Source organism: Paracoccus sp. TRP, from assembly GCF_000185925.1.
GTDB classification, from domain to species: Bacteria; Pseudomonadota; Alphaproteobacteria; order Rhodobacterales; family Rhodobacteraceae; genus Paracoccus; species Paracoccus kondratievae.
On the sequence record NZ_AEPN01000050.1, the window covers coordinates 1 to 20,565 of the forward strand.

The following is a 20,565-nucleotide window of genomic DNA, read 5'->3' on the forward strand; positions in this document are numbered from 1 at the left end:
GGGTCACGTCTCGACGGAAATCAACACAATGTCGTCTGCTTTAGCCGTGGCACGCTGATCTCAACTGATCGAGGCAACCGGCCCATTGAGGACTTACAGGCAGATGATCTGATCAAGACCGCCGACAATGGCTTGCAGCCGATCCGCTGGATTGGGTCGGTCAGGCTTGATGCCGTGGCGCTTGAAAGTAATCCGAAGCTGCGCCCGATCCGCATCCGGGCCGGGGCGCTGGGTCAGGGAACACCGTCTTCGGATCTGCTGGTATCGCCTCAGCACCGCATACTCGTGCGCTCGCGTATCGCATTAAGCATGTTCGGTGCGCTTGAGGTTCTCGTCGCCGCCAAGCAGCTGTTGCAGCTTGACGGCATCGATATCGCCACCGATCTGGAAGAGGTCGAATACTTCCACATGCTCTTTGACCGGCATGAGGTCGTAAACTCGAACGGCGCGCTGACCGAGTCGCTTTACACCGGCCCGCAAGCACTTCTTTCGGTCGGCGAAGCGGCACGGGAAGAAATCTTTACCCTGTTCCCCCAGCTGCTCGAGGAAGGGTTCGAACCCGAACCCGCGCGTCCCCTGCCCTCGGGTCGCAGAGCGCGCAAACTCGCCATCCGCCATTTGCAAAACCGGCGTCCGCTCGTCCGGTGAAAAGAGGCAGGCCCGTAAATCAGCAAAGGGCTAAAAGCATCATTGATCCTGTTGAAGATCATGCCACCCCCTTTGCAGCATACGGGCCGCCACCCCAGCATTGATGGCATCCCGGCAGGAGGTTCAAAAAAATTTTCCGCCATTTAGAACCAAGACCACAAAATCGGTGAGCAATCATTCATAAGCCTGAATAGTTCACCCTAAGCTTGTGGGTTAACGAGTAACTTGGTTCCCATACTTTGGAGACAGCCAATGGATAAATGGAGTCACACTCTGGTATCGAATTCAGAATGGAGTGAACTTGTCGCCATTTATATGCACTCCGACCGTCACCGCCTCTGGTATGATTCAGGGCATGCAGACGGCCGGCAAGAGGCCCTAAAGGACGTTTCTCAGATCATCTCTGCAACCTCGGAAATGGTTTCTGAAGGAGAAGCCCGAAACATTCTTAAAAGCCTTGCATCAATTATCACCCTATTGGCGCTTGACGCAAAATCTGACCTTAACATTCTCAGCTAATCCTGCGAGCGAAATTAAGCTCTGATCTCGCTCATACGAATAACTTCTGCCATTTATGGTTTTGGAAAGTTTCTTCTGGCATTTCAGTGCTTCTGGTTGCGGAAACCTCATCAAGAGCTACATGACGTCAGATTATTAACCTTTGAATACCTCTGATTCCATCACTAAGCTCGTTCAGAACATCCGCAGCATAATATTTTGATATCTCTTGATAAATCTGCTGCCATTCAGGACGGAAATACCCAAAAAATCACGACAACCCTCTTCACCTCGTTGAAATAAGCAAGGAAAGGAAATCAAACATGAAAATTCTTCTTCCCATCTCGGCACTTCTGTTGCTCACCGCCTGCTCTATCGACCCTAAAGATTATGAAAGCCAGCCGGTGACAGTACAGACTGCTGCTGGCCCTGTAGTCTGTCAGCTTTACACCAAAAACATTGTTCGCTGGGATCGCGCCATCACACGCCCGGACAATATGAGTGTCGAGACTGCAGATCAGATCTGCGTTAATGAAGGTCTGCGTCAAAGGGATGGATCAGAAAAACCCGCAGCTGCTTCAGAGCAAGCCGCAGCCCTTTGAGTAAGGATGTCGATATGTCAGGTTTTGGGCAATCTGGCTCAGTAGTTTCTGTTTCCAATCAAATGTCAGACGAATCCTCTGTTTCTTTTTCCCAAAACCTGGTCTGGATCGACAGCCTGCAGTTAATCACCGCCTCGGGCGAGCTGTTTAATCATGTGGACGCCAGCCTGCCCATGTGGGCAGGCAGCGGCGACCGCATCGTGCGGGTCAGAGCAACCTTTACAGTGCCATTTTCGGACACACCCTGCGTCAACGTAGGGTTAAATGGCCTTGATGCCGCACATGATCAGAACCTGCGATTCCGATTGGATACGGTTGATGTGACGCCCTTCGGCTTTGTCATCGAGTTTGTGACATGGGGGGATACGCATATCGCCAGGGCTTGCGTAAGCTGGCAAGCCATCGGTTCGTCAGCAGGAAGGCAGAAGACCCGGCGGAAACAGGACTGACTTTGCGTCTTGTTTCCCATGCTGCGGGCTTATTACCCTTGACCTGATGCCCCCTTGCTCTCGATGAAACTGAACAACTGCCGGCCAAATTTTCCTGATCTCAAGAACAGCCCCCGGCTGGCAACCCGCTATGACAAAACCGCAGCAAGTTTCCCCGGCGGCGTCGGCATAGCATCCATCAGGCTCCGGATCCGCCAGTTGGCAACATGAACTAGCCTCAGGCTTGATTCTCGGCAAATCCCAAGCATCGCTGATTTTAAGCAAATCTTCTTGGCCCCGCCCGGCGGCTCGGATAGGGTCGCGCCGGAATCCGAACCCAGGAGCATAAGATGGCACAGCGCCTTCACCTTGTATTCGGTGGCGAACTTGTCGATCCCACCCGCACCGAGTTTCGCAACACCAAAGACATTCATATCGTCGGTATTTTCCCGAACTATGCCGAGGCCCATGCCGCATGGAAGGCCGAGGCACAGCGCACGGTGGACAGCGCCCATACGCGTTATTTCATCGCTCATCTTCATCGTCTGCGCGATGAGGAACGCGAGGTCAGCCCGACCGAGGAACTGGGCAGCTAAGCCCGCTTTCTGTCCCGATGCCCCCTTCGGACGCGCCCGCATCTCTGGCTCTCTGGTTGCACCTGCGCCGGCGCGCCGTGCTTTCCGGCGGGCCGGGCGCGCCCGTCGCGATCCCTGCCGGGACCGGGCCGCTGCTGATCGTGCATCTTTCGGCCCAAGGAGATGAGGCATCCCGCCTTACCGCCCTGATCGAGGCATTGCAGTCGCGCCGGCCGGAACTGCGGGTGGTACTGACTGGCGCGCGCCTACCCCTTGACCCGCTGCCGGGTGGGATTGCCACCGCCACGCTGCCGCTGCCACAAGACCCGTCAGCCGCACGCGAGGTGGTCCGGACATTACAGCCGCGCGCACTGCTGATTCTTGGCGACGATCTGCCCGCCGCGCTGATCACCGCCATGGCTGAACAGCACCTGCCTGCGATCCTGTGCGAGGCGCGACTGGTCACCTATAACCGCCGCCACTCATGGCGTGGGGCGGTCATTCGCGGGTTGATCGGCCGGATCAGCCACATCCTCGCCCCCGATCCGACCGCCGCCGCCGCCGCGCGCCAGCTTGGCGCAGCGCCCGAGCGGATCGAGCTGACCGGTCCGATCACCGAGACCCGGCCCCCGCTTTCAGCAAATGAGGCCGAGCGACGCGCGCTGGCTCAGATCCTTGCCGGCCGCCATGTCTGGCTGGCTGCCTGCCCGACCCTGCCCGAGGCCACGGCCGCACTCGCCGCCCATCAGGCTGCGCTGCATCACAACCACCGCGCCCTTCTGATCATCGCCGGCCTGCCGCCAGAGCTCGTCCCCGAGATCCATGTCGCGGCCGGGGCACTTGGTCTTGCCGCCGTGCTGCGCACGGATGACGATGACCCCTCGCCCGATGATCATGTGCTGATCGCGGACGATCCTTATGAGATGGGGCTGTGGTATCGGCTTGCGCCGGTGTCGTTTCTTGGGGGAACGCTGCTGCCCGGTCCGGGCCTTTCGCCACGTCACCCGTTCGAGCCTGCTGCACTTGGCTCGGCCATTATCCATGGCCCGATCACCGGGGCGCACGCCCCGGAATGGGTCCAGCTGGACGGGGCATCGGCCGCGCGGCTTGTTACTGACACGGCCGGACTGACCCGGGCCGTTGCAGATCTGTCCGCCCCCGATCAGGCGGCGGTTCTGGCCGGCAATGCATGGTCGGTCAGCACCGGCGGGGCGGCTGCCCTGCACCGCATCGCCGAGACCGTCCTGACCGCCATGGAGCCCACAAAATGAGCCGCCGCGCGCCCGATTTCTGGTTCCGCCGCCCCGGTCTGGGCGCGCGGCTGCTGTCACCGCTGGGCGCGCTTTATGCCGCCGCCACCGCACGCCGTCTGTCGCGCGGCACAAGGGCAAAGGTCGGCGTTCCGGTGATCTGCGTCGGCAATCTGAACGCGGGCGGAACCGGCAAGACGCCGACCGCCATCATGCTGGCCCAGCTTTTGCAAGAGCGGGGCGTTGCCGTGCATATCGTTTCGCGCGGGTATGGCGGTCGCGAAAAAGGGCCGCTGCGCGTCGAAGAAGCCCGCCACAGGGCAGATCAGGTCGGGGATGAACCGCTGTTGATGGCAGCCTTCGCGCCGGTCTGGGTGGCCAATGCCCGGCTGGCCGGAGCGCAGACGGCGGTCGCGGCGGGCGCTCAGGCGATCCTGCTTGACGACGGGTTTCAGGACCCGGCTCTTGCCCATGATCTGGCGATAGTGGTCGTCGACGCGGCCAAGGGCTTTGGCAACGGACTTTGCCTGCCTGCCGGTCCCTTGCGTGAACCGGTCGATCGCGGCCTCGCGCGCGCGGATATGCTGCTGTCGATCGGAGATCCCGACGCACAGGCCCGCTTTACCGAAACCTGGGGACCGCGGCTGCCCCTGCCGCACCTCAGCGGATGGCTCGCACCTTTGCAGACGGGAATGGACTGGCAGGATTTGCGGGTGCTGGCCTTTGCCGGTATCGGCCACCCCGAAAAATTCTTTGCCACCCTGCGCAGCCTTGGCGCCGATGTGGTTCGTGCCGAGGCGCTTGAAGATCACCAGCCCTTTACCCCCCAGCTTCTGACCCGGCTCGAAACCGAGGCCCGGCTGACGGGGACGCAGATGGTGACAACGGAAAAGGACGCTGTGCGACTGCCACGCAGGTTCCGCCACAAGGTGCTGGCCCTGCCGGTGCGGCTGCAACTGACCGATAGTTCGCCCCTGACCCAGCGACTGCAGGCGCTTGGCCTGTAGGGCAGCCCCGACCGCAGCCGGAGCCGCCCTGGGCTGGCTCAGCCCTTGTTTTCAGCCTCGGCCAGCTTGGCGTCGATGATCTTTTTCAGTTCGTCCCAAGGCTGGTTTTGAACCTTTTCACCGGCAATAATGAAGGTCGGCGTGCCTTCGACCTTGTCGGCGGTGGCGTTGGTCTGGAAGGTCGTGACCAGATCGGCCACCTTTTGCTTGTCGTTCCAGCAGGTATCCATCTGCTCATCGGTCATGCCGGCCTTGGCACCGATCTTGCGCAGGTTGGCGGCAATCTCGTCGCCCGACTTGGCATTCAGCCAGTTTTTCTGATCGTCAAAGATCAGGTCCGAGACGGCGTAATATTTGTCGTCTCCGCCACAGCGGGCAAGGATCCCCGCCCACAGTCCGACCGCATCGAAATAAACATCGCGCTGGATAAAGCGAACCTTGCCGGTATCGACATATTCGGCCTTCAGCCTGGGCCAGCTGCCCTCGTGAAAGGCCGCGCAATGGCTGCAGGTAAAGCTGGCATATTCTATGATCGTGACCGGGGCATCCTCCTGACCCAGGACGATATCGGGCAGGACCTTGCCTTCTGGCATCTGTTCGGCGGCCTGAGCGTTTTCAGCAGGTTGCGCCTCTTGCGCCAAAGCAGGCAGCGCGGAAAGAGTCAGCGCGGCCGTGGCGGCGGCAATCAGAGAGCGGCGGTGCAGCATCATGGAGTGGCCTTTCGGTCGTTGGAGTCCCAGCGGGACAGGATGTTCAGCGCCATGCGCCTGACAGCGGCGGACAGCGCGGGGTTGTCAAAGCCCGCGGCGATCTCCTCGGCCTGGGCAAGTTGGGCCGGGTCCGGCGGGGCCGGAGCGTGGCGAGGAGCGGGGGTAAACTGCGCCTGCCCCTCGGCAAAGCCTAGCGGCGCCGTTTGGGTCAGCACGATGCGCGAGACGGCGTTGAACCCATAGCAGGCATTCACACGCTCGCGGATCTGGCCAAGCTGCATGTTGATCAGCGGCGCCTGAGCGCCCGGCACCAAAAGCGTCAGCGTCGCGCCAATACCCTTGCCATGGCTGATCTTGACCGGGCGGGTATGGGCGGCAATCTCGGGGCCGACCACTTCGGTCCAATGGGTCAACAGTCGTGCGACGGCAAAGCCCCGGGTTTCACCCGCAGCCTTTACCCGCGACGCGACCAGCTGGGCGGCGGCCTCAAAGCCACGCATACGGCGGCGGGGCGGTAGCTCTGCTTTCTTCTGTGCCATCGGGCGACCATATGGTTTATCTGCATCGCAGTCTGAACTGTGGCGCGTCCGGATACCAGAGAAACGAGGCTGAAAATTGCGTGACCTGGCAGTGATCCCGACCGAGCTGCTGGCCTGGTATGACCGCCATGCCCGCATCCTGCCCTGGCGGGTCCCCCCCGGACAGGGCCGCGCCGATCCCTATCGCGTCTGGCTGTCCGAGGTGATGCTGCAACAGACCACCGTCGCAGCGGTCAAGTCCTATTTCGAACGCTTTACCAGCCTTTGGCCCACCGTTCACGACCTTGCCGCCGCCGAGGACGCGCAGGTGATGGCTGAATGGGCGGGGCTTGGCTATTACGCACGCGCCCGCAACCTGATCGCCTGCGCACGCAAGGTTTCGGAGCTGGGCGCGTTTCCCGACACGCGCGAAGGCCTCGCCGCCCTGCCCGGCATCGGCCCCTATACCTCGGCTGCCATTGCCGCCATCGCCTTCGACCAGCCCGAAACCGTGGTGGACGGCAATGTCGAGCGTGTGACCGCCCGGCTATTTGCGGTCGAAACGCCCCTGCCCGCCGCCAAGCCCGAGCTTGTCGCGCTGGCCACCGGCCTGACCCCGGCCGGGCGTCCGGGCGATTTTGCCCAGGCGATGATGGATCTGGGCGCGACCATCTGCACGCCACGCAGCCCGGCCTGCGGCATCTGCCCGGTTATCAGCCATTGCTCTGCCCGGGCCAAAGGCATTGCCGCCGAATTGCCGCGCAAGATGCCCAAAAAGGCCAGGCCCCTGCGCCAGGGCATGGTCTGGATCGGTTTTGACAAAGGTGCCGTACTGGTCGAAACCCGGCCCGATAAGGGCTTGCTCGGCGGCACATTGGCCTTTCCCTCGACAGGCTGGGACGGCTCGGACGTGCCACCACCCGCCTCAGCGGACTGGCGGGAAATCGGCATCGTCCGCCATGTCTTTACCCACTTCTCTCTGGATCTGACCGTAATGACAGCGGAATTGACCGCCGCGCCGGAAAGAGGCAGTCTGACACCGCTCGGCACTTTCAGTCCTGATGCTTTGCCCGGTTTGATGCGCAAGGCATGGGCGCTGGCCAGACCCGCGACATCGCGCCGCCATGGCAAGCCCAGCCCGGACACGCCATAATCGCATCTGCGATGTCTGGCTGTTCAAGTCCGTCTGTTTTGTCGTTTTAGCCCGTTGCCCCATCACGGTTTCATTGTACCGCCCATGCAAACGCCATTCCGTTCCCGCCTGATAGACGCCCTGCCCTTTTGGCTTTCGCTAGGGCTTGTACCTCTTGCCGCCCTTGCCGCCTGGCGTGGCGGCTGGTGGTTCCTGTTGATGCCCGTTTACGCCTGGTATCTGACCACCGTTCTGGACTCGGTTCTGGGCCTGAACGAAGAAAACCCCGAAACCGAGACGCCGGAATCGCAGCTGTTCTGGTATCGCGCCATCACCATCATCTGGTTTCCGCTACAGGCGGTGATGATCTTTGGCGCGATCTGGTATGCGACCCGCAGTGACCTGTCGGGATGTGAAAAGCTTGGCCTTTTCTTTGGTATCGGCATCGGCTCGGGCACCATCGGCATAGTCTATGCCCACGAGCTGCTGCATCAGCGCAACCGCCTTGAACGCTGGCTTGGCGATCTGCTGCTGGCCTCGACCCTCTACTCGCACTTTCGCACCGAACATCTGCTTGTCCACCATTCATGGGTGGCAACGCCGCGCGATGCAGTCTCGGCCCGCTACAATGAGGGTTTCTTTCGCTTTTTCCTACGCGTGCTGATCGATTGCCCCAAAAGCGCCTGGCAGGCCGAGGCGCGGCGGCTGGAACGTACCGGCCGCTCAAAATTCGACGGTCGCAACCCGTTCTGGCGTTACGGCGCGCTGCAACTGGCAATGCTTGCGCTGGCGCTGATCCTTGGCGGCTGGCAGGGGTTGTTGCTGTTCATCTGGCAAGCCTTCATCGCGGTCTGGCAGCTTGAACTGACCAATTACGTCGAGCACTACGGCCTGACCCGCAAATATCTGGGCGAAGGACGCTATGAACATGTCCTGCCCCGTCACAGCTGGAACAGCGCTCATAAGGCGACGAACTGGCTGCTGATCAACCTTCAGCGCCATTCGGACCACCATTACAAGCCCGACCGGCGGTTTCCGCTGTTACAGACCTATAGCGCCGAAGAGGCACCACAGCTGCCGATGGGCTATCCCGCCATGACATTCCTTGCCATGGTCCCGCCCCTGTGGCGGCGGCGGATGAACCCGCGCGTCAGGGCATGGCGGCGGCAGTTCTATCCCGAGATCACTGACTGGCAGCCTTATAACCGCGGCGATCTGCCCATGCCGCGCGGCGCACTATAGGGCGCTGCCCAACCCAAAAGGCCCCGCCCGGCCTTTAGCCGAACGGGGCAAGGCGGTCCCGGCCGCGCCAGAGCTCGCGGAGCTTCGGGACTTGGCGAACCGGGAAAATCAGTGGGCGCGGCCTTCTTCGGCCTCCATCTCGGCGCGGATCTGCTGGCGCAGAATGTCGATCGGGACCATCCGCCCCTCGCGCCGGAAGTGCCAATAGGTCCAGCCATTGCAGCTTGGCGCGCCCTCAAGCGCAGCACCGACCTGATGGATCGAGCCCTTGACGTCATTGCCGATCAGGCTGCCATCGGCGCGCACCTTGGCCTTATGGCGGTTGTTCAGCGAATACAGCTCTTCGCCCGGACGCAACATGCCGCGTTCGACCACCTGGCCAAAGGGCACGCGCGGCTCGGCACGTTTGGCGCGGATGGTGGCAAGCGCCTCACTGTCAAAGCGGCGTACGCGCGAGATACGCTTCTCGGCCACTTCGCGATAAGCCTCCTCGCGCTCGATCCCGATAAAGTCGCGGCCCAGCATCTTGGCCACGGCACCAGTGGTGCCTGTGCCAAAGAACGGGTCCAGCACCACATCGCCGGGATTGGTCGAACCGACCAGAATGCGATGCAACAATGCCTCGGGCTTTTGGGTCGGATGGGCCTTGGCACCATCGGCATCCTTCAGCCGCTCACCCCCGGTACAGATCGGCAGCACCCAGTCCGAACGCATCTGCACACCTTCGTTCAGCGATTTCAGCGCCTCATAGTTAAAGGTGTATTTCGCACCCTCGGTCTTGCTTGCCCAGATCATCGTCTCATGGGCGTTGGTCAGGCGCTTGCCGCGAAAGTTCGGCATCGGGTTGGCCTTGCGCCAGACCACATCGTTCAGGATCCAGAACCCCTGGTTCTGAAGCTCGGCCCCGACGCGGAAAATATTGTGATAAGAGCCGATGACCCAGATTGCCCCATCGGGCTTTAGCACCCGGCGCGCGGCGGCCAGCCAGTCGCGGGTAAAACGGTCATAGGCGGCAAAGCCCGAGAACTGGTCCCAATGGTCATCGACCGCATCGACCTTTGAGTTGTCGGGCCGGTGCAGATCGCCCCGCAACTGCAGGTTATACGGAGGATCGGCAAAGATCAGATCAACACTGCTCTCGGGCAGCCCATTCATTATCTCAATGCAATCTCCGGCCAAAATCTGGTTAAGCGGAAGCGTTCGCGCCGCGGCGCGGGATTTTGTATCGTGCTTAGTCATCACTGCCTCGGGTTTCGGCTATTAGGTGCCGATTTATAAGCCGATAATGAGTCAGCACCGATTCGCCGTCAAATTCTTTTTTGAATCAACGGTTTGAGGTTTCTTCTTTACACAAGATGTTGTGGACGGGTGCAAAGCTGCGCCTATGATATGGGGTCACGCCCAGATCCAGCAGCGCCTTGCGATGCGCAGGTGTGCCGTAACCGGCGTTAACCTCCCAACCATATCCGGGATGCTGTTGCGCCAAATCCACCATGATGCGATCACGCAACAGTTTGGCCACGATCGAGGCTGCGGAAATGGACAGGCAGCGCCCGTCGCCCTTGATCACAGCCAGCCCCGGAACTGGCAGATCGCGGGGCAGCATGTTGCCATCGATCAGCACCAGACAGGGTCGCTGCCGCAGGCCTTCAATCGCGCGGCACATCGCCAGATGCGAGGCGCGCAAGATATTCAGCTGATCAATTTCTTCGACACTGGCGTGCCCGACGGCCCAGTCGCTACACGCCATGATCTGTTCGGCCAGCACCTCGCGCCTCTTGGCCGTCAGCTTCTTTGAGTCATTCAGCCCTTCGGGAATGCAGGTGGGATCCAGGATCACCGCAGCCGCCGTCACCGGCCCGGCCAAAGGTCCGCGTCCAACCTCATCAACGCCTGCAACAAGGCGCGCGCCATCACGCAGCGCGGCCTCCTCCATCGAATAATCGGGCAGGCTCATGCCTCGACGGTCACCGGGGCGATCTCAACCTCTTCCAGATTGACGCCCTCACCTTCGCGGTCCACGACCAGAAAATCGGCTGTACGATCCAAAGGCGTCAGGACACCATGCCAGACCCCTGCACGCAGGTTCACCCCTATGCCCGAGGGCACCAGAAACGCGATCGGAGCCCCCGGCTTCCCTCCTTCATCCGGCGCCACGATCGACAGCCACGGATCAGGCCCCAGCGGCATAAAGGCCTGTGACCCCAGCGGATGCCGCTCCAGCAACGCACAGTCGTAAGGCAGGCTCACCGGCTCCGAACGAAAGATCGAGATGATCGCCTCACCACCGCCACGCTCCACCATGGCCAGCGCATGATGCCGCTCACAACGGCCGGCGTTGATCATTTTGCTGGGCGCCTCGCGCGGAATCAGCAGCTCACCAAAAGGGGCAAATTCCTCGGCTGTAATCGGCCTTGCCTTGATCGTCGTCATGTCTCTTCCGTGTCAAAATATCCCGGGGGTCCGGGGGCAGAGCCCCCGGGCCGGCAGCAATTACCGCTCCATCCGCGGTAGTAAGATGGTCAACAGTCCCATCAGCGGCAGATAAGAACAGATCTGGTAAACGAATTCGATCCCCTTTGCGTCGGCAACAAGGCCAAGCACGGCGGCCGCAATCCCGCCCATGCCAAAGGCAAAGCCGAAAAATATGCCCGCGACCATCCCTGTCCGGCCCGGCACCAGTTCCTGTGCAAAGACCACGATGGCGGGAAAGGCCGATGCAAGGATCAGCCCGATCAGCACCGTCAGCACCCCGGTTGCCGCCAGCCCGACATAAGGCAGCAACAGCGTAAAGGGCAAAATCCCCAGGATTGAGAACCAGATCACCCTCAGCGGCCCCACCCGGTCGCCGATCAGCCCGCCCAGGATCACACCCGCCGCCGTTCCGGCAAGGAACAGAAACAGCATCACCTGCGCCTGCTGGGTGGAAACCCCGAACTTTTCGATCAGAAAGAAGGTATAATAGCTCGAAAGACTGGCCATATAGATGTTTTTGGTAAAGGTCAGCAGCGCCAGTACCACGATGGCCCAAGCCACCCTCTGCCGCGACAGCGGTATGCTACCCGGCGTCCGGGCGACCGTGGCCTTGCGCCGCCCCTCGGCCCAGTCGCCGATCCGCCACAACATCGCCGAGCCCATCATTGCTGCTATGGAAAACACGGCGACCGAAGGCCGGCCCAGCGGCACGACGATAAAGGCCGCAAGCAGCGGTCCCAACGCCTGACCAAAGTTCCCGCCAAGCTGAAACAGTGATTGGGCAGTGCCATAGCGCCCGCCCGAAGCAATGCGCGCCACGCGTGAGCTTTCCGGATGGAACACCGCCGAGCCGACACCGATCAGCATCGCCCCCGACAACAGCACCCAATATTCATGCGCCAACGCCAGCAGCAGCACCCCGACCACGGTGGCCCCCATACCATAGGCAAGCGAGCGCGGCATCGGGTTACGATCCGTCACCATACCGACCGCCGGCTGCAACAGCGAGGCCGTGACCTGAAAGGCAAAGGTCATCATCCCGATCTGCCAATAAGTCAGCGAGAACTCTTCGCGCAGCAGCGGATAAATCGCAGCCAGCATGGACTGCATAATGTCGTTGATCATATGGCACAGGCTGATCGCGACCAGCACCGTCCAGGCCGTGGCAGAGACACCCTGGCCGCGGAATGTCGAAACGTCCGACACAGAATCTCACCTCTTGAAAATCGCCCGATTTGTCGTGCTGGGCCGGAGGATTGTCAACCGTGACAGGCGGATCCTGGCCGGCGTTCGGAAATATCCTTGACCCCTGCAGGAATTTGCACTCAAAACTGAACGAATGGGTCCAGTTTCAGGCCCCCGGTCGGGCTGGCTTGGCCGCTCTGGAATCCGGTGCTCACCCCCTTCGGGCAGTGCTTTCGTTCAAGTGCCTGCGTATTGAGTTCTGCCGCAACCTCAATGAACAAAGACGTATTCTGAAACAATGATCGAGCTACCCAGCCACATGGCACAGGCACTTTCGGCAGAGCTGCAGGAACGCAAGCGACGAAACATGACCTGGCAAACCGTCCAGGAAGAAGTCCTGAGCCGCATCCACAACGGAGAATGGGCTGAAGGGCAGCTGATCCCGACCGAAGCCGAGCTGGCATCCGAGTTCGGCTGCGCGCGCGCCACCGTCAACCGCGCCCTGCAGGCACTTGCGCAAAGCGGCGTTCTTGAGCGCCGCCGCAAGGTCGGCACCCGCGTCGCACAGCACCCCCGCGTCCAGATGGTCCGCTTTCTTTTGCGGCGCGAGATCGAGGCGACAGGCAAGGCCTACGGCTATTCGCTGCTGCTTTACGAAGAATGTCCTCCGCCGCCCGATACTGCCCAGGCGATGCTATTGCGCACCGATGACCGGCTGCTGCGCGTCCGCGCCAGCTTTACCGCCGATGGCGCGCCCTATTGCTGCGAAGAACGCTGGATCAACCACTTTGCCACCCCCGGCCTGACGCGTGAGGCGCTTAGCCGGATCAGCCCTTGCGAATGGCTGCTTGGCCATGTGCCGATCAACCGCGGAAGCATGGCAATCGGCGCCGCCCTTGCAAATGAGCGTTTCGTAACCGACGCGCTGCAACTGCAGCCCGGGGACCCCGTGTTGCTGGTCGAGCGGCTGGACTGGCTGAACAACATGCCTATATCGCTTACCCGGCGTTATTTCCCGCAGCATCACCGCTTTGCCGCGACGATCTGAAAGGTCGCGATCAACCCGAGTTGACCGGCATTTGCTTGCCTTGTCCTGCGCATTTGGCCAAATGTGCTGGACACAACCAGAACAATACAGGCAAGCAGACCGGAGCCGAGCATGTTCCCGACCCGATTTCGCAGGGGTGCGTTTTTGCGCTTCGCCCTGATGGCGACAACCCTGGCCATTCCGCTTTCGCCCGGATGGGCACAGGCGGCCCCTTCAGGCACGTCCGCCGCGACCACGATAGCTCCGACCGCACCGCCTCGGCCAAAGGCGCTGGTGTCGATCACCCCCGCCGAAATCGAGCAGGCCACCTATGACGGCACCGGCCTGCCCCCCGGTCAGTCGGCACTGACGGCCAAGGTGCAGATCCTGCTGGACCGCTCGGGCATCTCGCCGGGGGTCGTGGACGGCTGGCGCGGAGGGATGAGTGAAAGCGCCATCAAGGCCTTTCAGAGGCGGGCAGGTCTGCCGATGACCGGTCGCATGGATCACGCGGTTTGGGAACTGCTGCAGGGCTATGCTGGCCCGCCGCTGACCATGGAATATACCATCGTCGAAAAGGACGCGACTGGCCTCGTCGATCGCATTCCCCCGGATTATGCCGAAAAGGCGGCGATGACCTCGCAGGGTTATACGAGCGTGCTGGAAAGACTGGCCGAACGCTTTCACATGGATGAAAAGTTTCTGGCCAAGCTGAACCCCGGCGCAAGTTTCCAGCCCGGCGAGACCATCCATGTCACCGTCCCGGCAAAGCCGATCCGCGCCACCGTCACCCGGATCATCGTGGATAAGGAAACCCGCCGTGTCGCCGCTTATGACGCGCGGGGCAATATGGTCGCGGATTATCCGGCAACGGTCGGCTCTTCTGATACGCCATCGCCACATGGCAATCACGTCGTCGATGCCGTGGCGTTGAACCCGACCTATACCTATAACCCGCATCGCAATTTCAAGCAGGGACAGAATGATCGGGTACTGATCATCCCGCCCGGACCCAACGGGCCTGTGGGCAATGTCTGGATCGACCTTTCCGAGCCGACCTACGGCATCCACGGAACCGCCACGCCCTCGCAATTGTTCCTGAGCCAGTCGCATGGCTGCGTGCGGCTGACGAACTGGGACGCATGGGAGCTGGCGCATATGGTCAAGGCCAAGGTTACAACGGTCGAGTTTCTGCCCCCCGGGGTCAGAATCTCTGACGTGACCGGCGTGTCGCCGGTGGCTGCGGCGACACAGACCGCGGCGACCACGGCAATCGCCTCGACCCGGCCACCAGCCCGCGGCAACCGCCTGCCCCCTGCGGCCTTCGCAGGCGAAGCCGCTCCGGCCGCCGTTGCTGCTGCCACATCCGCCGCCGCCGCCCTTGGCGCACCAACTGCCGCTGCAACCGCGGCAGGCTCTGAGCCTCTGGTCGTCACCCCCGCGACCCCTGCCACGAGTGAACCTCTGGTGCCCGAGGTTCCGCCTGCCGCCCCGGCGACCGAGGAGCCCGAGTATCCTTCGGACGTCACCCTGCCAAGCAGCCTGCCAGGCGAAGCCCCGGGCAGTGTCACGCTTTATCCGCAGGCCGGGCAGCCCTGAATGCGCAGGCCGGGGCGATATCTTTCGGCAATCCTGATCTCGGCACTGCCTGGCCTGCCCTCGCTGGCTTTGGGCGAGACGCCGTCGGATGATATCGCCCCGCCTCCCAAACCCGAGGAAAGCCCGGGGGACATTCGCCCTGCGCCGCGACCAGAGGCAGCCGAGGCCTACCCCGAGCAGCCTCAGCCCGCCCCTGACGACACCACCGATAGTACAAGCGCACCAGCCGCCCCCACCGCCAAGCCAGAAACCCCGGCCACCCCGGTCGGCCCGCCCATTCACAGCCAGTTGCGGGAAAGCGATTTCGATTATTCTGCCTGCCTGCTGCAATTGACGTTGCTTGGCGCCGATTACAGTGAGGAAGCACCCGTCCTCGATCCCGACCAACGTGATTGCGGGATTGACCGGCCCGTGCTTTTGCGCCAGCCCTTGCCGGGGATCGAGATACCGGGCGGTGCCCTGATGCGCTGTGATCTGGCCCGCGACCTTGCCCATTGGCTGCGTGATTTTGTCCTGCCCGCCGCTGCCCTGTTGCCTGATCGGCCCCGGCTTGCGGCGCTGGAGCCCGGTTCGACCTATCAATGCCGGGCGACCGTCGGGACCACAGGCGAAAACCTTTCGGAACACGCTTTTGGCAATGCTTTCGACATTGCCGCCTTCCGTTTTGAGGACGGCTCGCGGATCGAGATCAAGCCGCGGCAGGACAGCGGCGACCTGCAAGAGGCCTTTCAGCGCGCGATCCGCGGGGCCGCCTGCCTGCATTTCACCACAGTCCTGGGGCCGGGCAGCAATGCCGCCCATGACGATCATCTGCATGTCGACATCAAGGTGCGGCGGGGTGGCTATCGGCTGTGCCAGTAAGGGATTTGTTTCCATGCCACGCCTTCATTCGGGACGTGGCGGGGGCATACCCAAAGCGTCGGCCAGTAACGCAAAGCTTTGTCGCACATCAGGGCTTTTGTGGGTAAAGAACTGATCCAGCGCCGGATATAACCGCACCGCCTCATCCACCCGCGGATCAGAGCCTTGTGAATAAAGGCCAGCGCGGATCATCAGTTCGGATTCTGCATAGGTTCCCAGCGTCGCGCGCGCGCGCGCGATCAGCGCATTCTCGGCCGTGCTCGCCGCCTGAGGCAAGGAGCGTGAGACCGAACGCAGCACATCCACTGCCGGGAAACGGCCCCGTTCGGCGATGGCGCGATCCAGAACCACATGGCCATCAAGAACGCCGCGCAGGATATCGGCTACCGGCTCCTCCATATCCGAACCCGCGACCAGCACGCTGAAAATTGCAGTAATATCGCCCGAGCCGATTGGCCCTGGCCCCGAACGCTCGGCCAGCGACATGATCAGATGCGAGGTCGAGGGGGGGAAACCGCGATAGCTGGGGCTTTCACCAGCGGCGAGCGCGATCTCACGATGCGCCTCGGCAAAGCGGGTGATCGAATCGGCCAGAAACAGCACATGCTGTCCGCGGTCGCGGAAATGCTCGGCCACCGTCATCGCAGCCCAGGCACAGCGCCTGCGCATCAACGGCGACTGATCCGAGGTAGCCGCCACCACGACCGAACGTGCCATCCCCTCTTCGCCCAGCGTTCCCTCGACAAACTCGCGCAGCTCTCGGCCACGCTCCCCCACCAGCGCAATCACCACCACATCAGCCGAGACGCCCTTGGCCAGGGACGAAAGCAGCGTGGATTTGCCCACGCCCGAGCCGGCAAACAGCCCCATTCGCTGCCCCCGCACCAGGGGCAGGATGGTGTCAAAGACGGCAAGCCCCGTATCCAGCCGCACGCCCAGCCGGTTACGCAGCGCAGCGGGCGGCGGAGGCGTGCGGAAACCCCGTTCCTCCCTCCGGGCGGCAAGGGGACGACCATCCAGCGGCCTGCCAAAGGGATCGATGATTCGCCCGATCCAGCTATCGGCGGGTGCAAGAGAGGGTGCAAAGACCAGCTCAACGGGCGTGCCGATCGACAGCCCCTCCATCGGACCTTCGGGCAGAATTGCCACCTGATGGTCGTGCAGCGCGATGATCTCTCCGCCCAAAGATGCACCAGAACCCTTTGAAAGGACGACACGATCCCCTAAGGAAGCATGGCTTGACAGCCCGCCTGCAAGGATCAGGCCCGCCTGAATGGCGCTGACCTGGCCAAAGTGCCGGATCATGCGGACTCGTCCCATCCGCGCCGCAATAGACAGCATTTTATCCAATTTCTGCTTCTCCCCGCTGCCGGTCCGTCCGGTCCTGGAAAGGGTTTCTAAACCTGTTGGGGTTAAGACCGGGTTTATCGGAACCTGAGGAGATGCCGCGATGTTTGACCGGATCGAGACTTTGCGGATGGCCAATTCGCTGACGGCCCATGCCGCCGAACGGCAAAAGCTGATTGCCCGCAACGTGGCCAATGCCGATACCCCGGGCTTTCGTGCCCGCGATCTGGCCAGCTTTACCAAAACCTATCACACGCAAGGCGCGGTAGAGATGCGCGCCTCACGTCCTCGCCATCTGACCGGCGCCAGTTGGGGCGGCAGCCCGCGCGTGATCGACGACAAGGGTGAACCCGCGCCGAACGGCAACTCTGTCTCGCTTGAGGATGAAATGATCCGCAGCGCCGAGGCCAGGCGTGAATTCGATCTGGCGCTGGCGGTGACAAAATCCTCGCTCAATCTGATCCGTACCAGCCTCGGACGTCGTGGCTAGGGGGTATAAGTATGTCAGAAACGCTTTCCGCCATTGAACTGGCCGCTTCGGGTATGCGCGCGCAGGCCGTGCGGCTGCGACATATTTCCGAAAACATCGCCAATGCCGACACGCCCGGCTATCGCCGCAAGGTGGTAGCCTTTGAAGAGCAGGTCGACTTTGGCCGCCGAACCGGTGCCGTCACCGCCGGGCCGACCCGGTTTGATCGGCGCGAACTACCTCAGATCTATGATCCCGCCCATCCGATGGCTGATGAGAACGGCTATTACGCAGGATCGAACGTCGATCTGATCATCGAGATCGCCGACTCCAAGGAGGCGGGCCGCAGCTATGAGGCGAACCTGCGCGTCTTTGAGCAATCGCGCCAGATGGGCGGCGCATTGCTGGACCTGATCCGCCGATAAGAAAGGAACTGCCATGATTACCCCGACACTTGCCGCTACTTCTTACGACCGCGTGCGCAACGTCGTCGCGCCAGGCAATCACAATCCGCAAGGCGCGGCCTCAGTGTTTTCCCGGATGATGGATCAGGTTGATGCCGCCGCCACCGGCGCCATGACCGGCAAGGCCGAGACGCATGATCTGGTGCAAAGTATCGCCCAGGCCGAAATCGCGCTCGAGACCGTGGTCGCCATGCGCGACAAGGTGGTCGAGGCCTATCAGGAAATCCTGCGGATGCCGGTCTGAGGATCTGGCCATGGATGAGAACCTGATCTTCGACCTCACCCGGCAAGCGCTGTGGATCGCGCTGCGCATGGCCGCACCGCTGCTGGGGGTGGCGCTGGTGGTGGGTGTGATCATCGGTCTTTTGCAGGCCCTGACCTCGGTGCAGGAAATGACGCTGACCTTTGTTCCCAAGGTGGGCCTTATGCTGGCGGTATTCTGGGTCAGCATGAGCTTTATGACCGCCATGCTGACCGGGTTCTTTACCGATCAGGTCCTGCCAGGGATTGCGGGGTCCTAGGTTATGGATAACGCGATCTATGCCGCCCTGACCAGGCAATCCGGGTTGATGCGCGAAATGCGCTCTGTTGCCAACAATATTGCCAATGCCAACACCACCGGCTTTCGGCGCGAAGGTGTCGTATTTTCGGAATATATGGTGTCGCTTGATCGGCGTGGCGAGACCTTGGCAATGGCCAATGCCCATGGGCGCATGATCGACCAGCGCCCTGGCGACATGACGTTGACGAACGGCCGCTTTGATCTGGCGATTGATGGCAAGGGTTTCTTCATGGTCCAGACACCGCAAGGCAACCGCCTGACCCGGGCCGGTGCCTTCATGACCAATGCTGAGGGCGAACTTGTTAACCCCGACGGTTATCAGTTGCTCGACGATGGACAGGCACCCGTCGTCATCCCTGCGGGCGTGCGCGACATCGGTATCGGCATGGATGGTACAATTTCCGCCGACGGCACGCCCGTTGGGCGGGTGGGCATCTTTGCAGTTACGGACCAGTCCCGCCTGCAGCATGTGGCGGGTACGCTTTTCGATCCCGGCGATGCAGCCGAACCACTGGATGACGCAGCACTGCGTCAGGGTTTTCTTGAGGGCTCCAATGTCGATCCGGTGCTTGAAATCGCGCGCATGATCGAGGTTCAGCGCGCTTATCAACTGGGCCAAAGCTTCCTTGATCAAGAGGACCAGCGCATCCGTCAGGCCATCACAATTCTGACCCGGTAAAAGGACTAAGACCATGAAAGCACTTCAGATAGCAGCCGCCGGGATGAGCGCACAGCAGATGCGCGTCGAGGTCATCTCTAACAACCTCGCCAACATGTCCACGACTGGTTATAACGCCCGGCGCGCCGAATTTGCCGACCTGCAATATGAGCAGGTCACTCGCCCGGGTACGCTGACCTCAACCAGCGGCACAATGGTTCCGGCAGGGATCCAGCTTGGTATGGGGGTGCGCCCGGCCAGCGTATCCGTCATGCTGGCCCAAGGGCCGCTGACCCAGACCAATGGGGATCTGGATATCGCCATCGATGGCGGCGGCTATCTTGAGATCACCCTGCCCTCAGGCATTTCGGCTTATACCCGAGACGGCAGCCTGAAACGTTCGCCGGAAGGTCAGATCGTCACCTCGGAAGGCTATCCGCTGGTACCTGACATTACCATCCCCGAGGATGCCCGAAGCATCTCGATCAACGCCAATGGCGAAGTCTTTGCCTATTTCAGCGACCGGGTCGAACCCGAAAACCTTGGCCAGATCACCCTGGCAAGTTTTATCAACGAAAAGGGCCTCGAGGCCATCGGTTCGAACATGTTTCTGGAAAGCACGGCATCGGGCGCACCCCGGGTCGCCTCGCCGGGACAAGAGGGGCTGGGCACGATCCGCGCCGGCTGGCTTGAGGAAAGCGCGGTCGATCCGGTGCGCGAGATCGCCGAATTGATCAAGGCCCAGCGCGGTTATGAACTGAATTCCAAGGTCATCTCTGCCGCAGACCAGATGCTTGGTACAACGGTGCAGGTCCGCTGATGCGCGCCATTGCCCTGATGTTTATACTACTGCCGCAGTGGGCCACAGCCGGTGCGGCAGTCGCCAGCCGTACACTACCCGCCGGCACGGTTATCTCAGCCGAGGATGTCACCCTCGCCCCGGATCAGGCGGGAGGTATCGAAGATATCACCCAGATCCTCGGCCAGCAGCTGCGTGTCATGGTCTATGAGGGGCGAAGGATCGACCCATCTGCCCTGACCGAACCTACCCTGATTGGTCGCAACCAGCTTGTCACGCTGACCTATGAAAAAGCCGCTCTGCGAATCGAGACCGAGGGGCGCGCGCTATCTGCCGGAAAGGTCGGTCAGATCATCCGGGTACTGAACAGCAACTCACGCGTGACTGTTTCCGGCCGTGTCGCGCCTGACGGTTCGGTCATCGTCCAGAATAACTGAAAGTGAATCTCATGTCCCGATATACGCCGTCCCATTCTGTCACACTAGGTCGTGTTGACAAAAGGGATTCCT

The 20,565-nt window shown here is 61.6% G+C and carries 25 protein-coding genes; 18 read left to right on the forward strand and 7 right to left on the reverse strand.

The annotated features are described in order from the left end of the window. From PARACOCCUSGL_RS0117130 to lpxK, 6 genes are all read left to right on the forward strand, one after another. The coding region (locus PARACOCCUSGL_RS0117130) for a Hint domain-containing protein (protein WP_010399315.1) at window positions 1-648 on the forward strand (648 nt) is incomplete at its 5' end. A gap of 821 nt (window positions 649-1,469) precedes the next feature. Further along, a complete protein-coding gene (locus PARACOCCUSGL_RS21615) occupies window positions 1,470-1,748 on the forward strand; it encodes a hypothetical protein (RefSeq protein ID WP_083825856.1) in 279 nt (92 codons plus the stop codon). Between the two features lie 14 nt (window positions 1,749-1,762). Further along, window positions 1,763-2,197: an H-type lectin domain-containing protein gene (locus tag PARACOCCUSGL_RS21620; RefSeq protein ID WP_227493366.1), complete on the forward strand. Its 435-nt coding sequence runs from the start codon at window positions 1,763-1,765 to the stop codon at window positions 2,195-2,197. Between the two features lie 329 nt (window positions 2,198-2,526). Beyond that, complete coding sequence (locus PARACOCCUSGL_RS0117140; RefSeq protein ID WP_010399322.1) at window positions 2,527-2,772, forward strand: DUF4170 domain-containing protein; 246 nt, start codon at window positions 2,527-2,529, stop codon at window positions 2,770-2,772. A 56-nt stretch (window positions 2,773-2,828) separates the two neighbouring features. Continuing rightward, window positions 2,829-4,022 carry a 3-deoxy-D-manno-octulosonic acid transferase gene (locus PARACOCCUSGL_RS0117145; protein ID WP_237701554.1) on the forward strand — a complete coding sequence of 398 codons (1,194 nt, stop codon included), beginning with the start codon at window positions 2,829-2,831 and terminating at the stop codon, window positions 4,020-4,022. Continuing rightward, the gene (gene lpxK / locus PARACOCCUSGL_RS0117150) at window positions 4,019-5,008 is read left to right on the forward strand and encodes a tetraacyldisaccharide 4'-kinase (RefSeq protein ID WP_010399328.1); all 990 of its coding nucleotides are present in this window, start codon (window positions 4,019-4,021) and stop codon (window positions 5,006-5,008) included. Before PARACOCCUSGL_RS0117145 ends, lpxK begins: the two co-directional genes overlap by 4 nt. 38 nt (window positions 5,009-5,046) lie before the next feature. Here lpxK and PARACOCCUSGL_RS0117155 read toward each other — a convergent pair whose 3' ends face one another. Further along, complete coding sequence (locus tag PARACOCCUSGL_RS0117155) at window positions 5,047-5,718, reverse strand: DsbA family protein (protein WP_010399330.1); 672 nt, start codon at window positions 5,716-5,718, stop codon at window positions 5,047-5,049. After that, complete coding sequence (locus PARACOCCUSGL_RS0117160) at window positions 5,715-6,257, reverse strand: DUF721 domain-containing protein (protein WP_029372578.1); 543 nt, start codon at window positions 6,255-6,257, stop codon at window positions 5,715-5,717. The genes PARACOCCUSGL_RS0117155 and PARACOCCUSGL_RS0117160 overlap by 4 nt, the downstream gene beginning before the upstream one ends. A 76-nt stretch (window positions 6,258-6,333) precedes the next feature. Here PARACOCCUSGL_RS0117160 and PARACOCCUSGL_RS0117165 point away from each other — a divergent pair, with 76 nt between their 5' ends. Together PARACOCCUSGL_RS0117165 and PARACOCCUSGL_RS0117170 are read left to right on the forward strand one after the other, a co-directional pair. Continuing rightward, window positions 6,334-7,389, forward strand: a complete 1,056-nt coding sequence (locus tag PARACOCCUSGL_RS0117165) for an A/G-specific adenine glycosylase (protein ID WP_010399334.1) — start codon at window positions 6,334-6,336, stop codon at window positions 7,387-7,389. An 84-nt stretch (window positions 7,390-7,473) separates the two neighbouring features. After that, window positions 7,474-8,610: an alkane 1-monooxygenase gene (locus tag PARACOCCUSGL_RS0117170; RefSeq protein WP_010399337.1), complete on the forward strand. Its 1,137-nt coding sequence runs from the start codon at window positions 7,474-7,476 to the stop codon at window positions 8,608-8,610. Window positions 8,611-8,718: 108 nt separating this feature from the next. Here PARACOCCUSGL_RS0117170 and PARACOCCUSGL_RS0117175 read toward each other — a convergent pair whose 3' ends face one another. The 4 genes from PARACOCCUSGL_RS0117175 to PARACOCCUSGL_RS0117190 form a co-directional block, all read right to left on the reverse strand. Then, a complete protein-coding gene (locus PARACOCCUSGL_RS0117175) occupies window positions 8,719-9,849 on the reverse strand; it encodes a site-specific DNA-methyltransferase (protein ID WP_029372580.1) in 1,131 nt (376 codons plus the stop codon). 85 nt (window positions 9,850-9,934) lie between these two features. Beyond that, a complete protein-coding gene (locus PARACOCCUSGL_RS0117180) occupies window positions 9,935-10,567 on the reverse strand; it encodes a ribonuclease HII (protein WP_010399341.1) in 633 nt (210 codons plus the stop codon). Beyond that, window positions 10,564-11,043, reverse strand: coding sequence for an ureidoglycolate lyase (locus tag PARACOCCUSGL_RS0117185; RefSeq protein WP_010399343.1), 480 nt, complete (start codon window positions 11,041-11,043; stop codon window positions 10,564-10,566). Before PARACOCCUSGL_RS0117185 ends, PARACOCCUSGL_RS0117180 begins: the two co-directional genes overlap by 4 nt. Before the next feature lie 60 nt (window positions 11,044-11,103). Then, on the reverse strand, window positions 11,104-12,291 hold the full coding sequence (locus PARACOCCUSGL_RS0117190; RefSeq protein ID WP_010399345.1) for an MFS transporter: 1,188 nt from the start codon (window positions 12,289-12,291) through the stop codon (window positions 11,104-11,106). Between the two features lie 277 nt (window positions 12,292-12,568). Between PARACOCCUSGL_RS0117190 and PARACOCCUSGL_RS0117195 the strand changes: the two genes are divergently transcribed. The 3 genes from PARACOCCUSGL_RS0117195 (at window position 12,569) to PARACOCCUSGL_RS0117205 (ending at window position 15,757) form a co-directional block, all read left to right on the forward strand. After that, window positions 12,569-13,318 (forward strand): GntR family transcriptional regulator, encoded by a 750-nt coding sequence (locus PARACOCCUSGL_RS0117195; RefSeq protein ID WP_029372582.1) that lies wholly within the window; start codon window positions 12,569-12,571, stop codon window positions 13,316-13,318. Window positions 13,319-13,429: 111 nt separating this feature from the next. Further along, the gene (locus PARACOCCUSGL_RS0117200; RefSeq protein ID WP_010399349.1) at window positions 13,430-14,896 is read left to right on the forward strand and encodes a L,D-transpeptidase; all 1,467 of its coding nucleotides are present in this window, start codon (window positions 13,430-13,432) and stop codon (window positions 14,894-14,896) included. Further along, entirely contained in the window at window positions 14,897-15,757 is an 861-nt protein-coding gene (locus PARACOCCUSGL_RS0117205; protein ID WP_010399351.1) for an extensin family protein, read from the forward strand. Window positions 15,758-15,781: 24 nt separating this feature from the next. Here PARACOCCUSGL_RS0117205 and PARACOCCUSGL_RS0117210 read toward each other — a convergent pair whose 3' ends face one another. After that, the gene (locus PARACOCCUSGL_RS0117210; protein ID WP_010399353.1) at window positions 15,782-17,098 is read right to left on the reverse strand and encodes a FliI/YscN family ATPase; all 1,317 of its coding nucleotides are present in this window, start codon (window positions 17,096-17,098) and stop codon (window positions 15,782-15,784) included. A gap of 109 nt (window positions 17,099-17,207) precedes the next feature. On the opposite strand from PARACOCCUSGL_RS0117210, the gene PARACOCCUSGL_RS0117215 reads away from it, so the two are divergent. From PARACOCCUSGL_RS0117215 to flgA, 7 genes are read left to right on the forward strand one after another with little or no spacing between them, the layout of a single operon-like run. Continuing rightward, window positions 17,208-17,594 (forward strand): FlgB family protein, encoded by a 387-nt coding sequence (locus PARACOCCUSGL_RS0117215; RefSeq protein WP_010399356.1) that lies wholly within the window; start codon window positions 17,208-17,210, stop codon window positions 17,592-17,594. An 11-nt stretch (window positions 17,595-17,605) separates the two neighbouring features. Continuing rightward, the gene (flgC, locus tag PARACOCCUSGL_RS0117220; RefSeq protein WP_010399360.1) at window positions 17,606-17,998 is read left to right on the forward strand and encodes a flagellar basal body rod protein FlgC; all 393 of its coding nucleotides are present in this window, start codon (window positions 17,606-17,608) and stop codon (window positions 17,996-17,998) included. Window positions 17,999-18,011: 13 nt separating this feature from the next. Further along, window positions 18,012-18,281, forward strand: coding sequence for a flagellar hook-basal body complex protein FliE (locus PARACOCCUSGL_RS0117225; RefSeq protein ID WP_010399361.1), 270 nt, complete (start codon window positions 18,012-18,014; stop codon window positions 18,279-18,281). 10 nt (window positions 18,282-18,291) lie between these two features. Then, a complete protein-coding gene (locus PARACOCCUSGL_RS0117230) occupies window positions 18,292-18,558 on the forward strand; it encodes a flagellar biosynthetic protein FliQ (protein WP_010399363.1) in 267 nt (88 codons plus the stop codon). 3 nt (window positions 18,559-18,561) lie between these two features. Then, window positions 18,562-19,278: a flagellar hook-basal body complex protein gene (locus PARACOCCUSGL_RS0117235; RefSeq protein ID WP_010399366.1), complete on the forward strand. Its 717-nt coding sequence runs from the start codon at window positions 18,562-18,564 to the stop codon at window positions 19,276-19,278. Between the two features lie 13 nt (window positions 19,279-19,291). Then, a complete protein-coding gene (gene flgG, locus PARACOCCUSGL_RS0117240; RefSeq protein ID WP_010399368.1) occupies window positions 19,292-20,077 on the forward strand; it encodes a flagellar basal-body rod protein FlgG in 786 nt (261 codons plus the stop codon). Further along, complete coding sequence (gene flgA, locus PARACOCCUSGL_RS0117245; protein ID WP_010399369.1) at window positions 20,077-20,493, forward strand: flagellar basal body P-ring formation chaperone FlgA; 417 nt, start codon at window positions 20,077-20,079, stop codon at window positions 20,491-20,493. Before flgG ends, flgA begins: the two co-directional genes overlap by 1 nt. Window positions 20,494-20,565 lie beyond the last annotated feature (72 nt).

Bases quoted from the DNA above. Each gene is read 5' to 3' on its own strand.
- PARACOCCUSGL_RS21615 (WP_083825856.1), top strand. From the start codon at position 1,470: ATGAAAATTCTTCTTCCCATCTCGGCACTTCTGTTGCTCACCGCCTGC.
- PARACOCCUSGL_RS21620 (WP_227493366.1), top strand. From the start codon at position 1,763: ATGTCAGGTTTTGGGCAATCTGGCTCAGTAGTTTCTGTTTCCAATCAA.
- PARACOCCUSGL_RS0117140 (WP_010399322.1), top strand. From the start codon at position 2,527: ATGGCACAGCGCCTTCACCTTGTATTCGGTGGCGAACTTGTCGATCCC.
- lpxK (WP_010399328.1), top strand. From the start codon at position 4,019: ATGAGCCGCCGCGCGCCCGATTTCTGGTTCCGCCGCCCCGGTCTGGGC.
- PARACOCCUSGL_RS0117155 (WP_010399330.1), bottom strand. From the start codon at position 5,718: ATGATGCTGCACCGCCGCTCTCTGATTGCCGCCGCCACGGCCGCGCTG.
- PARACOCCUSGL_RS0117160 (WP_029372578.1), bottom strand. From the start codon at position 6,257: ATGGCACAGAAGAAAGCAGAGCTACCGCCCCGCCGCCGTATGCGTGGC.
- PARACOCCUSGL_RS0117170 (WP_010399337.1), top strand. From the start codon at position 7,474: ATGCAAACGCCATTCCGTTCCCGCCTGATAGACGCCCTGCCCTTTTGG.
- PARACOCCUSGL_RS0117175 (WP_029372580.1), bottom strand. From the start codon at position 9,849: ATGACTAAGCACGATACAAAATCCCGCGCCGCGGCGCGAACGCTTCCG.
- PARACOCCUSGL_RS0117180 (WP_010399341.1), bottom strand. From the start codon at position 10,567: ATGAGCCTGCCCGATTATTCGATGGAGGAGGCCGCGCTGCGTGATGGC.
- PARACOCCUSGL_RS0117185 (WP_010399343.1), bottom strand. From the start codon at position 11,043: ATGACGACGATCAAGGCAAGGCCGATTACAGCCGAGGAATTTGCCCCT.
- PARACOCCUSGL_RS0117195 (WP_029372582.1), top strand. From the start codon at position 12,569: ATGATCGAGCTACCCAGCCACATGGCACAGGCACTTTCGGCAGAGCTG.
- PARACOCCUSGL_RS0117200 (WP_010399349.1), top strand. From the start codon at position 13,430: ATGTTCCCGACCCGATTTCGCAGGGGTGCGTTTTTGCGCTTCGCCCTG.
- PARACOCCUSGL_RS0117205 (WP_010399351.1), top strand. From the start codon at position 14,897: ATGCGCAGGCCGGGGCGATATCTTTCGGCAATCCTGATCTCGGCACTG.
- PARACOCCUSGL_RS0117210 (WP_010399353.1), bottom strand. From the start codon at position 17,098: ATGCTGTCTATTGCGGCGCGGATGGGACGAGTCCGCATGATCCGGCAC.
- PARACOCCUSGL_RS0117215 (WP_010399356.1), top strand. From the start codon at position 17,208: ATGTTTGACCGGATCGAGACTTTGCGGATGGCCAATTCGCTGACGGCC.
- flgC (WP_010399360.1), top strand. From the start codon at position 17,606: ATGTCAGAAACGCTTTCCGCCATTGAACTGGCCGCTTCGGGTATGCGC.
- PARACOCCUSGL_RS0117225 (WP_010399361.1), top strand. From the start codon at position 18,012: ATGATTACCCCGACACTTGCCGCTACTTCTTACGACCGCGTGCGCAAC.
- PARACOCCUSGL_RS0117230 (WP_010399363.1), top strand. From the start codon at position 18,292: ATGGATGAGAACCTGATCTTCGACCTCACCCGGCAAGCGCTGTGGATC.
- PARACOCCUSGL_RS0117235 (WP_010399366.1), top strand. From the start codon at position 18,562: ATGGATAACGCGATCTATGCCGCCCTGACCAGGCAATCCGGGTTGATG.
- flgG (WP_010399368.1), top strand. From the start codon at position 19,292: ATGAAAGCACTTCAGATAGCAGCCGCCGGGATGAGCGCACAGCAGATG.
- flgA (WP_010399369.1), top strand. From the start codon at position 20,077: ATGCGCGCCATTGCCCTGATGTTTATACTACTGCCGCAGTGGGCCACA.